This is a genomic window from Aquabacterium sp., assembly GCF_044226965.1.
Taxonomy (GTDB): Bacteria; Pseudomonadota; Gammaproteobacteria; order Burkholderiales; family Burkholderiaceae_C; genus Pseudaquabacterium.
The window spans coordinates 19670-32968 of the sequence record NZ_JBGAGA010000018.1; the positions used below are offsets into that span (position 1 = coordinate 19670).

Below are 13299 nucleotides of genomic sequence, written 5' to 3' on the forward strand. Positions count from 1 at the left end.
ACATCGGCGCTAGAGCGCCTGCGTCACCAGCTTGAAGTCGGGGTCGTCGGGAAAGGGCTTGACCGCGAAGCCCAGCGAGCGCATCAGCTTCAGCATGCCGCTGTTGTTGGCGAGCACCAGCCCGTCGATCTCGGACAGCCCGCGGTCGCGCGCGGCGTCCATGATGCTTTCCATCAGCCTCGAGCCCAGGCCGCGGCCGTTGAAGTCGTCGGCCACCACCAGCGAGAACTCGCAGCTGGTCTGGTCCGGGTTGGTGACGTAGCGCGAGACGCCGACGATGCGCTCGTGCTCGGTGATGCTGCCGTCGCTCTCGGCGCGGCGCTCGTGCACCACGGCCACCAGCGCCATCTCGCGGTCGTAGTCGATCAGCGTGAAGCGCGCCAGCATCGGCGCCGGCAGCTCGGCGATGGCCGAGGCGAATCGGAAGTAGCGGCTCTCGGGCGACAGGCCCTGCACCAGCGCCTGCAGCATCTGCGCATCGTCCGGATGGATCGGCCGCACCGTGTACTCGCCGCCGCCGCGCAGCGGCCACACCTGCTCGTAGTGGGCCGGGTAGGGCAGGATCGCCAGGTGGCCGTGGCGCCCGTCGCGGCCGGCGATGCCGCGCGGGGCATGGTCGATCACGATGCGCGCATCCACCGCAATGGCGCCGTTCTCGTCGACGATGATCGGGTTGATGTCCATCTCGCGCAGCTGCGGCAGCTCGCAGACCATTTCCGACACGCGCAGCAGGATGCGCTCGATCGCCGCCACGTCGGCCGGCGCGGCGCCGCGCCAGGCCTCCAGCGTCTCGGCCACGCGCGAGCGCTCGATCAGCCGCCGCGCCAGGAACTGGTTCAAGGGCGGCAGCTCCATCGCGCTGTCGCCGATCAGCTCGATCATCGTGCCGCCCGAGCCGAACACGATCACCGGGCCGAAGGGCTCGTCGCACTTCAGGCCGACGCAGACTTCGCGGCCGCGCCGCGTGCGGGCCATCTTCTGCACCGTGACGCCGTTGATGCGCGCCTGCGGCATCAGCTTGGCCACGCGCTCGACCATGTCGGTGTAGACATCGCGCGCGGCGGCGCCATTCATCACGTTCAGTGCCACACCCTGCACGTCGGACTTGTGGCTGATGTCCGGCGAATCGATCTTCAGTGCGACCGGGAAGCCCAGTTGTGTCGCGATCATCATCGCCTCGTGCGGGCTGCGCGCCAGCAGTGTCTCGGTGACCGGGATGTGGAAGGCCGACAGCAGCGTCTTGGACTCCATCTCGGTCAGCACCTTGCGCCGCTCGGCCAGCACGCTCTCGATCACCAGGCGGGCACCTTCGATGTCGGGCTTGGCCAGCGTGGTCAGCGGTGGCGGCGTCTGCTGCAGCAGCTGCTGGTTGCGGTAGAACGAGGCGATGTTGCCGAAGGCGCCAACGGCGGCCTCGGGCGTGCGGAAGCTCGGCACGGCCGCTTCGTTCAGCAGCGCGCGGGCGCTGCCGACCGAGGCATCGCCCATCCAGCAGGCCAGCAGCGGCTTGCCGACGTGGCCGCGGGCTTCCACCACCGCCGCGGCAATGGCCGATGCATCGATGCCGGGCTTTGGCGAATGGATGGCCAGCACCCCGTCGATCGCGCGGTCGCGCGCAGCGGCCTCGATCGCCGCGCGGTAGTGCTCGGCCCCGGCCTGCTCCGACAGGTCGATCAGGTCGGCAAGGCTCGCCAGCGGCGGCAGCTGTGGCGCCAGGGCGGCGGCCGCTTCGGGCGACAGCTGGCCCAGCACAAGGTCGATCTCGTTGACCCAGTCGGCGGCCAGCACGCCCGGGCCGCCGCCATTGGTGACGATGGCCAGGCGCCGCCCCACCGGCCGGTAGCGCGAGGCCAGGCAGCGCGCGGCCGAGAACAGCTCGACGAAGGAGCGCACCCGCACCGCCCCGGCGCGGCGCAGCGCGGCGTCGAACACCGCGTCGCTGCCGACGATGGCGCCGGAGTGGGTCTGCGCCGCCTGGTTGCCCGAGGGGCGGCGACCCGCCTTCAGCACCACCACCGGCTTGGCGGTGGCGGCCGAGCGCAGCGCGCTCATGAAGCGCCGCGCGCTGCGGATGCCTTCGAGGTAGACGATGATGCTCTGGGTCTGCCCGTCGGCGGCCAGGTAGTCCAGCACCTCGGCGATGTCCAGCCCGGAGTGCGGCCCCAGCGACACCACCGACGAGAAACCCACCGCGTTGCGGCCGGCCCAGTCGAGCATGGCCGCGGTCAGTGCGCCCGATTGGGACACCAGCGCCAGCGTGCCGGGCCTGGCCAGTGCGCCCAGCGTGCCGAGGTTCAGCTTCAAGGGCGGCCGCTGCACGCCCATGCAGTTGGGCCCCAGCAGGGCCATGCCTTCGCGCCGTGCCATCCGGACCAGCTCGCTGGCGAGTGTGGCGTCGATGCCTGGCGTCAGCACCAGCGCGCTGCGGCAGTGCATGCGGCCGGCGACTTCGAGCGCGGGCTGGACCTCGTCGACCGGCAGCGCAATCACCGCCAGGTCGGCACGTGCCTGGGCCAGGTCGGCCAGCGTGCCGCTGGTGCGCAGGTCCAGGAATCGGCATTCACCGGCGTAGCCGGACTCGGCCAGCGCCTGCAGCGTCGGCGGCATCGGGCCGCCGGTGTCGCCGGCCTCGCGGGCGAACACCACCATCGAGCGCGGCTCGAACAGTGGTGTCAGGTAGTGCTTGTCCATGGGGAAGAAGGGTAGTTCAGTCGGCGCCGATCAGCACGCGCACATGCGCGGCGGCGCTGCGCGCCAGGGCCGGCAACACGTAGCCGCCTTCCAGGCTGGAGATGACGCGGCCGCCGCAGTGGCGGTTGGCCAGGTCCACCAGCCGGCGCGTGACCCAGGCGTAGTCGGCATCGGTCAGGCCGAGGTTGCCCATGTCGTCTTCGCGGTGCGCGTCGAAGCCGGCGGAGATGTAGACCAGCTGGGGCGCGAAGCTTTCGAGCGCGGGCAGCCAGGCCTCGTCGACCGCGGCGCGGAAGGCCTCGCTGCCCGAACGCGCGGGCAGGCCCACATTGACCATGTTCGGTCCCACGGCCTGCTCGCCGGAAAACGGGTACAGGCCCTTTTCGAAGACCGAGCACATCAGCACGCGGCTGTCTCCGCGGAAGATGTCCTCGCTGCCATTGCCGTGGTGGACGTCGAAGTCGATCAGCGCCACGCGTTGCAGGCCATGCACGTCCAGCGCATGCCGGATGCCGACCGCGATGTTGTTGAAGAAGCAGAAGCCCATGGCCGCCGCGCGTTCGGCATGGTGGCCGGGCGGGCGCACGCAGCAGAAGGCCGAGGGCACTTCGCCGGACAGCACCAGGTCGGTGGCCAGCACCGCGGCACCCGCAGCGCGCAATGCCGCAGGGATCGTGTACGGGTTCATGCTGGTGTCCGGGTCCACCGCGCGGTAGCCCTCGCGCGGCGCGGCGGCGATGAGCTCCTGCACGTACAGCGCCGCGTGGGCGCGCCCGAGCTGGTCCTCGGTCGCCACCGGCGCCTCGTAGGTGTTCATGTAGTCGAGCAGCCCCTTGGCAAGCAGCAGGTCCTGGATCGCGGCCAAGCGCTCGGGGCATTCGGGGTGGCCGGGGCCCATCTCGTGACGGGCGCAATCGGGGTGGGTGATGAAGGCGCTCAGCATGGCGCCAGCGTAGGCCGTGGCGCCGCTGGCGGCCTTGACCGGGAACAAGCCGGCGGGCGCCGGCCCGGGGCTCAAGCGCCGTGGCCGAGCACGCGCAGCGAGAAGTCGACGGCCTTCACGTCCTTGGTCAGCGCGCCGATCGAGATGCGGTCGACACCGGTGGCGGCGATGTCGCGCAACTGTTCCAGCGTGACGCCGCCCGACACCTCCAGCAGCGCGCGGCCGGCAGTCAGCGCCACGGCTTCGCGCATCTGCGGCAGCGTGAAGTTGTCCAGCAGCACGCTGCCGGCGCCGGCGGCCAGTGCTTCGGCCAGCTGCGCCAGCGTCTCGACCTCGATCTGGATCTCCACGCCGCTGTCCAGCGCCATGGCCGCGCTCAGCGCAGCCGTGATGCCGCCCGCCGCGGCGATGTGGTTCTCCTTGATCAGGATGCCGTGCCACAGCGCCAGCCGCTGGTTGCGGCCACCGCCCACGCGCACCGCGTACTTCTGCGCCAGGCGCAGCCCGGGCAGCGTCTTGCGGGTGTCCAGCACCGCACAGCCGCGCGGGTTGGGCGAGGCCCCGGCCATCGCCAGCACATGTGCACGGGTGCGCGTGGCCACCGCCGAGAGCAGTTGCAGGAAGTTCAGCCCGCAGCGCTCGGCCGACAGCAATGCGCGCGCCTCGGCCTCGATCTCGACCACCGTGCCGCCCGGGCGCATGTCGTCGCCCTCGGCGTACTGCCACGCCAATCGGGCGTCAGGATCGAGCGCCAGCAGGCAGGCGTCGAACCATTCGCGGCCGCACAGCACGGCAGCGTCCCGGCAGATCACGCGGGCCTGCACGCGGCGGCCGGCCGGCACCAGGCGGGCGGTCCAGTCGCCGGTGCCCAGGTCTTCGGCCAGCGCGTCGCGCACGTTGCGGGCGCGGGCGGTGGCCAGGTCTTCGTTGTGGTCGGGCGGGATGTACATCGCGGTGTCGATCATGCGGCGCCGATGTTCGGCACCAGGCCGCTGGCGGCGGACGGTTGGGTGCGGGCGGTGAAGTCGAGCATGCGCTCGATGCAGACCAGCGCCCGGGCGCGCACGGTCTCGTCGAGCAGGATCTCGCCGCGGCCGGCGTCCAGGCCGTCGCGCACGCCCTGCAGCGCGTTCATCGCCATCCAGGGGCAGTGCGCGCAGCTCTTGCAGGTGGCGCTGCTGCCGGCGGTGGGGGCTTCGATCAGCGTCTTGTGCGGCGCCAGCTGGCGCATGCGGTGCAGGATGCCGTTGTCGGTGGCGACGATGTAGCTGTCGGCGCTGCCTTCGACGACGGCCTTGAGCAAGCGGCTGGTGGAGCCGACGACATCGGCCTGCGCGACCACGGCTGCCGGCGATTCGGGATGCACCAGCACCTGGGCACCCGGATGCGCGCGGCGCAGCAGTTCGAGCTCCAGCCCCTTGAACTCGTCGTGCACGATGCAGGCGCCCTGCCACAGCAGCATGTCGGCGCCGGTCTGCTCGGCGATGTAGCGGCCCAGGTGCTTGTCCGGCGCCCACAGGATCTTGCGGCCCTCGCGCTTCAGGTGCTCGACGATGGACAGCGCGCAGGCGCTGGTCACCATCCAGTCGGCGCGGGCCTTCACCGCCGCGCTGGTGTTGGCGTAGACCACCACGGTGCGGTCGGGATGCTGGTCGCAAAAGCGCGCGAAGTCATCGGCCGGGCAGCCCAGGTCGAGCGAGCAGGTGGCGTCCAGGTCTGGCATCAGCACGCGCTTGTGGGGCGAGAGGATCTTCGCGGTCTCGCCCATGAAGCGCACGCCGGCGACGATCAGGGTCTGGGCCGGATGATCGCGGCCGAAGCGCGCCATCTCCAGCGAATCGGCCACGCAGCCGCCGGTGGCCAGCGCCAGGTCCTGCAGGTCGCCGTCGGTGTAGTAATGCGCAATCAGCACGGCCTCGCCGCTGCGCAGGCGGGTCGTCAGCTGCTCGCGCAGCGCGCGCCGCTCATGGGGGCCAAGGGCTTCGGGCACACGGGCCCAGGCTTGCGAGACACAGCTGCCGCCGCTGGGCTGCTGGCGCAGGTAATCGAAGGAGACGCGGGTCACGGCTAACGGCCCGCGGGCGCGGGCCAGGGTCGGCAGACAAAGGCCGCCATCCTAGCCCAGCGCCTTCGGCGGATCGGCCGGCGCCAAGGCCCGGCCCTGCCGGATCAGTGGCCGGCGCCGGGCCCGCCGGGGTCGAGCCGGTGCAGCTTCATGCGCACCAGCGTGAGGTTGGCGACGTGCGCGTCCAGCACCGCATGCAGCACCAGGCCCGGATGCTGGGGCAGCGGATGCAGGATCAGGTGGTGTTCGGCCAGGGTCAGCGCGAGATCGGGCTGGCCGGGCGACAGGCCGAGCGCACGGCCGGTGTTGCACAGCGATTCGTACAGCGCCGCGCCGTGCGTGGCCAGCGCGGCTGCGCCAGGGCGTGTGCCCGCATGGGCCAGTGTGCGGTGATTGCTGAGGTCGAACACGCAGCAGCTGACCATGCCGGGGATCACCGCGCACCCGCGCACGTAGTCGCGCCAGATGCCGTTGTCGTGGCCGTCTTCCCCCAGCTCCGCCGGCCGGGTGGCCGGCATCGGTCGCATCGGCAGGGGGTCGGGCACAGGGCGCGCCGGGCGCACGGCCGGTGCGCCGATGGCGGATGCGGGTGTGGGGGCCGGGGCGGGCACGGCCGCCGCGGGTGCGGCCACCGCAGCCGGGTCGACCGGCTGCCCGCTGCGCAGCTGGTCCCACAGCGCACTGATGGCGGGCCAGGCGTGCGCCAGGTCGGCGCTGGGCGGCATGCGGTGCACCTGGACGACGCTGCGGCGCGATCCCAGCGAGGTGGGGGGCGTTGTCGCGGCCTCGCTGCCGATGGGCAACCACAGCAGTTGGCGATTGCGCCAGCTGCTGTCGTACATGGCATCGCTCAGCGGCTGCAGCCGCGCGGTGTTCTGGGCCGCTGCACCGGGGCCGACGAGGATCACCCCCAGCCGGCTGTGGCCGAGTAGCACCTTGGCCAGCTCGGTGCGCTGCGACTCGTCGCTGACCTCGACCTGCGTGCTGTAGATGCGCACCTGCGGCGCGCCTTCGGGTCCGGGCAGTTCGACGAACTGCAGCGTGGCCAGCGGCACGCCGAAGCCCTGGCGCCGCACGATCAGCTGCTGCACCTTGCGGCGCGTGGCGCGGGCCACGCCGCGCAGCAGGCGGCTGGAATGGTCGGCGCCCAGGTCGTGCAGCGTGATGAAGTCGGGCGTGTGGTGCTCGAACTGCTGCAGCATGGCCTCGGCCGGGTCGCAGACGACGAACAGCTCGTGCTGCTCGTCGTCGATGCGGCGGCCGATCGCCTTGCTGGTGGTGGCGAGGTAGCTTTCCTCGTCGCCGGCCAGCTGGGTCGGCATCGCCGTCATCGTGCGGGTGCGGGCCCAGGCGTCATCGTCGCTGGGGGCGGTACTGCGGCGGCCGATCGGGTCGTTCATGATGGGTCGTTGGCTACCGGCGTGCGGCCATCGCGTGGCGGGCCTGCACGAAGGAGAAGGCGTAATCCACCGCGTCGGCGATCGCGCGCTCGTTGTCGGCGCGCTCGCGTTCGGTGAGGAAGAAGGCGAGGTCGACGTCGTGCCGGATGTAGCGCGGCGAGACGCGGTTCAGGGCCACGCAGGCCACGTCGGCCAGCAGGTCGGCATTGCCGGAGATGCCAGGGTAGCGCGAGGCGGCCAGTGCGACGGCCTCGAAGACAGCGGATTCGTGGATGTTGTGGACGGACGAAAAGTCCATGAATGGCCCTCGCGGCTGCTGTACCGACGATCCATTCTGAACGCGAACCCGCCGCAGCGGCGGTGAAAAATGATAATCAGATGAGGTGTTTTTCCGCTTCCAGCAGCTTGAATCGCAGCAGCGCGAGGTTGGCCTGGCTGCGTTCCAGCAGGGCCACCAGCCCGAAGGCCGAGCCGTCGGGCAGCGCGTGCAGCAGCACCTGGTGCGGGCCGGCGGTGACCAGCATTTCGTCCGGAGCCGGCCAGTCCTCGCCCGCCGCCTGCTGGTGGGCCTGGCGCGCGGCGCACAGGGCCGCGGCCTGCGCAGCCAATTCGCGGCGATGGTCCTGGCGCGCATCGGTGGCCAGCAGATCGCCGGCGATCAGGCTCACCAGGCCGCAGGCGAGCAGGCCGTCGGTGCGGGCCACGAGCCCCAGCGCGCGGCTGACACCCTTGGCCAGCAGGGGCCCCAGCCCGTCTGCGGCCAGTTCGGTGGCCGACTTCGCGCCGAGCGTGGGCTTGTCGTGCTCCTCGGAGGCTGCTTCCCAGGCCGTGAGCACGGTGTTCCAGACACTGGACGCACCGTTGAGCGATTCGGACATGGCGGCCACCTTCACGTGGGCCGGCCAGTCCTGGTCGAGGATGCGTTGGCGCAGCGGCGCCGAGCCCGGCGGCAGGATGAACACCAGCCAGGGGCAGCGCCATTCGGGCTGGCGGGTGGCGGCCAGGATCGAGCGCAGCATGGCCACCACCGCATGCGGCTGCATCGCGCCGAGGATCACCGCGGTCATGTGGCTGCCCTCGGCCAGCGCGTTGGCGATCTCCTCCTGCTCCAGCCCGGTGGCGCGGATGTCGGCGTGGTAGACCTTCAGCGGCGTGGCGCCATGGCGCGGCACCAGCGTGCGTTCGATCATGGCCAGCGTGCGCAGCGTGCCGCGTTCACGCAGCGACAGGCGTTCGACCGGCCGCTGCGCGGCATCGGCCAGCGCGTGGATCACCTCCGAAGCCCAGAGCCGCGAGGGGTCGAGCAGCGTGATCATCGCGCTGGACTGGTCCAGGTCGGCGCGGCTGGCGGCAAAGTGCGCGCGCATCGCCGCAGCCGGCGAGACGTCCACCACCACATCGGTGATCGGCTCGCGCACCCCGGTGCGCCGGGCTGCCGCTGCGGTGGGCCCGAGCGCATCGAATTCGGTGACCGCGTCGCCGACCTCGGGGGGCACGGCCAGGCGCCGTGGCTCGAGGTCTCCAAACAGGGTGCGCAACATGGACCGGGTCTCCGAACTGCCAGCCGCGCACTCTAGGGGGTGACCCGTGTCAGCGAGGTTTCCTGTTGTTGCGAACGCGTCCCCCATGTCGGGGGTGTAAAGGCGTGGCCCGCGCGTTCGGACAGGTGGCCGACAGTGGCCTTCAGCCCGCGGTGAAGAAGCGGCTGGGCGGCTGGCCGACGGTGCGGCGGACCATCGCCGTGAATGCGCTGGCGCTGGCATACCCCAGCTCGCCGGCAATGCGGGCCATCGGCGTGCCGCGCTCGGCCAGCGTCAATGCGCGCGTCAGAAACACTTGCTGACGCCACTGGCCAAAGCTCACGCCCAATTGCTCGCGGAACAAGCGGGCGATGGTGCGGCTGCTGGCGCCGCTGCCGCGCGCCCAGTCGTCCAGTGTGCGGTGGCGGCCGGGGTCGTCCAGCACCGCCTGGCACAGCACGCGCAGGCGCTTGTCGCGCGGCAGCGCAACGCCCAGGCGCACCGGGCGGGCGCGGCGCAGTTCGTCCAGGATCACCATGGCCAGCAGGCGGTCGCGCTGCAGCCGTTCGGGCGGCGGCGGCCGCAGCGGGTCCTCCGGCGTGGCGTCCAGCTCCAGCATCAGGGCCCGCAACAGGTCGGACACCTCCAGCACACGGCATTCGCGCCAGGGCGCCTGTTCGGCCGCCGGCACGCCGGGCCCGCAGCGGCCGCGCGGCTGGTGCAGGTACAGCGTGATGAGTTCGGCTTCCTCGACGGCGGTGACCGCATGCTCGACGTCCGGCGGAATCCACAGCGCGCGCGACGGCGGGACCAGGTAGGTGCCGGCGGCGGCCGTCATGCGCACCGCGCCGGCGCGGGAGAAGGTCAGCTGCGCCCAGGGGTGGCGGTGCGGCAGCACCTCGGTGGCGGCCAGCAGTTTCAGGCGCTTGGCGCGCAGCGGGCGACCGACATGGGGCTGGAACAGGTGCGGCGTGGTGGGCGGCCGCGGCAGCGGGCGAGGGCGGGTTGGCATGAATTCGACAGAAATTGGCTGGCTATCGTAAACGCGCCGGCCGGTCGCTGCCTACCATCGGCGTCATGCGTTCCTCCTCTTCCACCCTGGCCGCCGCGGGCGGCCCTGCCGGCAGCCTGCGGCAGGATGCCGGCGTGATCGGCCTCGTCGGCCTGGCCCACGGCATCAGCCACTTCAGCCAGCTGCTGTTGCCGCCCCTGTTCCCGTGGCTGAAGGACGCCTTCCACGTCAACTACACCCAGCTCGGGCTGCTGCTGACCATCTTCTTCGTCGTCTCCTGCGCGGTGCAGACCCTGTCCGGCTTCGTCGTCGACCGTTTCGGTCCGCGCCCGGTGCTGATGGGCGGGCTGGCGCTGATCGGGCTGGCGGCGCTGGGCTATGCCAGCGCGCCGAACTACGCGGCACTGGCGGCATGGGCTGTGGTCGCCGGCATCGGCAATGGCGTGTTCCATCCGGTGGACTACACGCTGCTGAATGCCAAGGTGCACAAGTCTCGGCTGGGCCATGCCTACAGCGTGCATGGCATCACCGGCAGCCTGGGCTGGGCCATTGCGCCGGCGCTGATGGTGCCGGTGGCCGTGGCCCAGGGCTGGCGCGTCGCGCTGGTCTGCGCCGCGGTGCTGGCCTTTGCGGTGCTGGCGCTGATCGTGTGGCAGCGGCAACCCCTGCTGTTGCCGGCTGCGGCACCTCGGCCCGGTGCAGCGCGTGCCGGCGGCGCGGGGGCACTGGGCTTCCTGCGCCTGCCCGCGGTGTGGCTGTGCTTCGGATTCTTCCTGGTGTATGCCACCGCGTTGAGCGTGGTGCAGACCTATGCCCCCGAGGCCGCGCGCCAGCTGCATGCGGTGCCGGTGCAGCTGCTGGCCGCGTGCCTTTCGGTGTACATGCTGTGCAGCGCCGGTGGCATGGTGGTGGGCGGCTTCCTGGCCACCGACCCGCTGCGCGGCGAGCGCGTCATCGGCCTGGGCATCGGCGTGGCCGCCTGCGTGGCGCTGGCCCTGGCGCTGCTGGACGTGCCGGCGGCGGCCGTGCCGGTGCTGTTCGGCGCGATGGGGGCGGCCACCGGCCTGTCGGCGCCATCGCGCGACCTGCTGGTCAAGCGCTCGACGCCCGAGGGCGCCACCGGCCGCGTCTACGGCGTCGTCTACTCCGGTCTGGACATCGGCCAGGCGCTGGCGCCACTGTTCTTCGGTCGGCTGATGGACGCGCACCAGTACCAGGGCGTGCTGATGGGGCTGGCGATCGTGCAATGCCTGATGATCGCCAGCGCCTTCAACATGCGCCGCGCCTGGCATGGCGCAGCGGCACTGCCGGCCGTGCCCTGACGCGGGCCGCGCTGATCAGCGGCGCGGGCGGGTCATCGCTTGCTGCAGGCGTTGCAGCCGCCCGGGGGATGCCGCCGGCGGCGATTCACTGAACGCCGGCGGTGCATCGAGTGCCGCCAGCCCCTGCGCGCACAGGGTCGGCTCGATCAGGCGCAGCGGTCCGCGCAGCAGGGCCAGGCGTTCGGCGTCGCCATGCCGCTGGGCATGCCAGTGCGCCAGCAGCACCCAGGCCGCATCGAAATCGATGCCCAGCCGGTACAAGCGGCCCAGGGCCTGCCGGACTGGCGGAGGTGCTTGCCATTGGCCCAGCGTGTTCGCCAGCGTGGTCAGCGGTTGATGACGCCGGAAGTGATCGGCCACGGCCGAGAGCAGGTCGGCCAGCGTGGCAGCGGGCGGCTCGGGCGGGCGCTGTGCCGGTGCAGCGGGTACGACGAAAGCTCGGTGCATCGATGACGCCGCGCCGGCCGCAGCGGCCGGCGCGGCCGGCACGATCGAATCGAATGCGTTGATGTCCGATACCGAGGACGAGGGCAGCGCCATGGCGTCCATGCTGATCATGTACGAGGGCGGTGGTACATGGCCCACGCCGCCCCAGCCCGCGGCCAGCATCGAATGCATGCGGCGCAGCTCAGTAGCGGCCTGGGTGCGCTCTTCCGCCGAGCGGGGGTGCACCAGCATGCAGCAGGTGTCCGTGGTCAGCAACTGGTAGCGCAGCGCGAGTGCCGTCTTCCGCTCGGGGGGCTCGTGGGCCAGGCGCAGCGCGGCGGCCAAGCGGGGCAGGGCCTGCGCGCCGTCGGCCGGCTCGGCCAGCACCTCGGCCAGCGTGACGCGTACGCCCTGGGCGCCGAGCGCGGTGACGCGCACGGCCCGGCTCGGCTCAGTGCCCGGCAGGCCGGCCAGCGTCACCAGCGCATCACCCTCGAACACCTGTGCCGGCAGCGGCAGCTGCCAGGCCGGCGTGCTGCCCCAGTCGATCTGCAGGTCGCGCCAGGTGTGCTGTCGCATGCGCAGGAAGCTGCGGCGGGCGGCGGCCTCGAGGGCTTCGCCGGGCAGCGCGAACTCGCTCGCACCGCCGGTCTCGTTCGCCAGGCGGCGCAGCTCGCCTTCGACCGGCGCGCTGCCCACGCCGATGACGAACACCCGATGGCCGCTGGTGAGTGCAGCGGCGAGCACCCTGTCCGAGTGCCAGTACTGGCCATCGGTGATCAGCAGCACATCGGCGCTGTCGTCGTCGGCTTGCTCGAGATCGGCCAGTGCGAAGGTGTTGCGCAGCGCCGCGTCCATCTCGGTGCCGCCCATGTCTGCCTCGATCGATGCGGCGTGCCGGCGCAGTTGCGCCAGATGGCCTGGGCTGCACAGCGCCGGCGGCAGCAGATGTTCGAAGCCGGTGCCGAAGCGGCTCAGGCTGACGCGGTCGCCGGGGCGCAGGCTGTCGGCCAGACCGGCGAGCGCACGCCGGGCCGAGCCGATGCCGTCGCCGGCCATCGAGCCGGAACAGTCGACCAGCAGCTTCAAGGTCAGGCGCGGTCGTGCGGGGCAGGGCGGTGGCACCAGCGACAGCAGGGCCACGGTCGGCGCGTCCGGGTCCAGCCGATCGGCGGCCATCAGCGCCAGTGAAGGCTGCACGCCGGCCGGCGTGACGACGAGCACCAGGTCGCGGTCCAGCCAGGCGCGGCTGGCCAGCGCCAGGTGCTGCACCCCGGCTTCCTGCCAGTGGCGCACGGCATGGCTCGGGCATTCGATGGTGGCCCGCGCCAGCGGACCGTGGACGCTCATCTGGAAGGCCAGCGGGTACTCCACGGCCAGCGAGGACTCGGGTACTTGCTGGGCCTGAAGCCCGGCGGCCAGCGGATCGCCGTAGCGCGGTGCAATCGTCATCGGAACAGCCAGCCGGTAGCGACCTTGCTCGATGCGCAGCAACTGGGCAAAGCGCACCTCCAGCACGATGGACTGGCCCGGCTTCAGGTTGCCGATGTTCGCGGTGTGCAGACGGCCGGCCGTCATCGCGATCTCCAGCATCACTGGCGCATCGCCCTGCTTCAGCGCCTGCTCGTAGCGCTCCGAGCCCTGGGCGCAGGCCGTGATCTGGCCTTCGAGCCGCCGGCCGTCGAGCTCGGACGCAAAACCCAGCAACTCGGCCTGCACCGGCAGCGGGAAGGTGTAGACGACCTCCAGCACATCGGGGCTGGTGTTGCGATAGGTTTGCCGCAGCGTCAGATCGAACATCAGGCCGTCGAGGCGGGCATCGACCTGGGCATGGCTCATCACCGGCGCGGACTGGCCGTCACGCCGGCTCACGAGTTGGAAGGCACTGGATTCGTGGGACATGAAGGTCTCCCTTGGGCG

The 13299-nt window shown here is 71.6% G+C and carries 10 protein-coding genes; 1 reads left to right on the forward strand and 9 read right to left on the reverse strand.

Going from position 1 to position 13299, the window contains the following annotated elements:
* Positions 1–9: 9 nt before the first annotated feature.
* The 8 genes from ACILR4_RS10550 to ACILR4_RS10585 all read right to left on the reverse strand — a co-directional run bounded on the left by ACILR4_RS10550 (position 10) and on the right by ACILR4_RS10585 (position 9631).
* Positions 10–2691, reverse strand: a complete 2682-nt coding sequence (locus tag ACILR4_RS10550) for a GNAT family N-acetyltransferase (protein WP_395700807.1) — start codon at positions 2689–2691, stop codon at positions 10–12.
* Between the two features lie 16 nt (positions 2692–2707).
* A complete protein-coding gene (locus tag ACILR4_RS10555; protein ID WP_395700808.1) occupies positions 2708–3634 on the reverse strand; it encodes a histone deacetylase family protein in 927 nt (308 codons plus the stop codon).
* 71 nt (positions 3635–3705) lie between these two features.
* Positions 3706–4599: a carboxylating nicotinate-nucleotide diphosphorylase gene (gene nadC, locus ACILR4_RS10560; protein ID WP_395700809.1), complete on the reverse strand. Its 894-nt coding sequence runs from the start codon at positions 4597–4599 to the stop codon at positions 3706–3708.
* On the reverse strand, positions 4596–5699 hold the full coding sequence (gene nadA, locus ACILR4_RS10565) for a quinolinate synthase NadA (RefSeq protein ID WP_395700810.1): 1104 nt from the start codon (positions 5697–5699) through the stop codon (positions 4596–4598). Before nadA ends, nadC begins: the two co-directional genes overlap by 4 nt.
* 104 nt (positions 5700–5803) lie before the next feature.
* Positions 5804–7099, reverse strand: coding sequence for a hypothetical protein (locus tag ACILR4_RS10570; RefSeq protein WP_395700811.1), 1296 nt, complete (start codon positions 7097–7099; stop codon positions 5804–5806).
* Between the two features lie 13 nt (positions 7100–7112).
* Positions 7113–7397 (reverse strand): late competence development ComFB family protein, encoded by a 285-nt coding sequence (locus ACILR4_RS10575; protein WP_395700812.1) that lies wholly within the window; start codon positions 7395–7397, stop codon positions 7113–7115.
* Positions 7398–7473: 76 nt separating this feature from the next.
* Positions 7474–8640, reverse strand: a complete 1167-nt coding sequence (locus ACILR4_RS10580) for a hypothetical protein (RefSeq protein WP_395700813.1) — start codon at positions 8638–8640, stop codon at positions 7474–7476.
* Between the two features lie 142 nt (positions 8641–8782).
* Entirely contained in the window at positions 8783–9631 is an 849-nt protein-coding gene (locus tag ACILR4_RS10585; RefSeq protein ID WP_395700814.1) for an AraC family transcriptional regulator, read from the reverse strand.
* Between the two features lie 65 nt (positions 9632–9696).
* On the opposite strand from ACILR4_RS10585, the gene ACILR4_RS10590 reads away from it, so the two are divergent.
* Entirely contained in the window at positions 9697–10953 is a 1257-nt protein-coding gene (locus ACILR4_RS10590; protein WP_395700815.1) for an MFS transporter, read from the forward strand.
* A gap of 15 nt (positions 10954–10968) precedes the next feature.
* Here ACILR4_RS10590 and ACILR4_RS10595 read toward each other — a convergent pair whose 3' ends face one another.
* The gene (locus ACILR4_RS10595) at positions 10969–13281 is read right to left on the reverse strand and encodes a VIT domain-containing protein (protein WP_395700816.1); all 2313 of its coding nucleotides are present in this window, start codon (positions 13279–13281) and stop codon (positions 10969–10971) included.
* Positions 13282–13299: the final 18 nt, after the last annotated feature.

Coding starts and splice junctions, on each gene's coding strand:
- ACILR4_RS10575 (WP_395700812.1), bottom strand. CDS start 7,397: ATGGACTTTTCGTCCGTCCACAACATCCACGAATCCGCTGTCTTCGAG.
- ACILR4_RS10590 (WP_395700815.1), top strand. CDS start 9,697: ATGCGTTCCTCCTCTTCCACCCTGGCCGCCGCGGGCGGCCCTGCCGGC.
- ACILR4_RS10570 (WP_395700811.1), bottom strand. CDS start 7,099: ATGAACGACCCGATCGGCCGCCGCAGTACCGCCCCCAGCGACGATGAC.
- ACILR4_RS10595 (WP_395700816.1), bottom strand. CDS start 13,281: ATGTCCCACGAATCCAGTGCCTTCCAACTCGTGAGCCGGCGTGACGGC.
- ACILR4_RS10550 (WP_395700807.1), bottom strand. CDS start 2,691: ATGGACAAGCACTACCTGACACCACTGTTCGAGCCGCGCTCGATGGTG.
- ACILR4_RS10555 (WP_395700808.1), bottom strand. CDS start 3,634: ATGCTGAGCGCCTTCATCACCCACCCCGATTGCGCCCGTCACGAGATG.
- ACILR4_RS10580 (WP_395700813.1), bottom strand. CDS start 8,640: ATGTTGCGCACCCTGTTTGGAGACCTCGAGCCACGGCGCCTGGCCGTG.
- nadC (WP_395700809.1), bottom strand. CDS start 4,599: ATGATCGACACCGCGATGTACATCCCGCCCGACCACAACGAAGACCTG.
- ACILR4_RS10585 (WP_395700814.1), bottom strand. CDS start 9,631: ATGCCAACCCGCCCTCGCCCGCTGCCGCGGCCGCCCACCACGCCGCAC.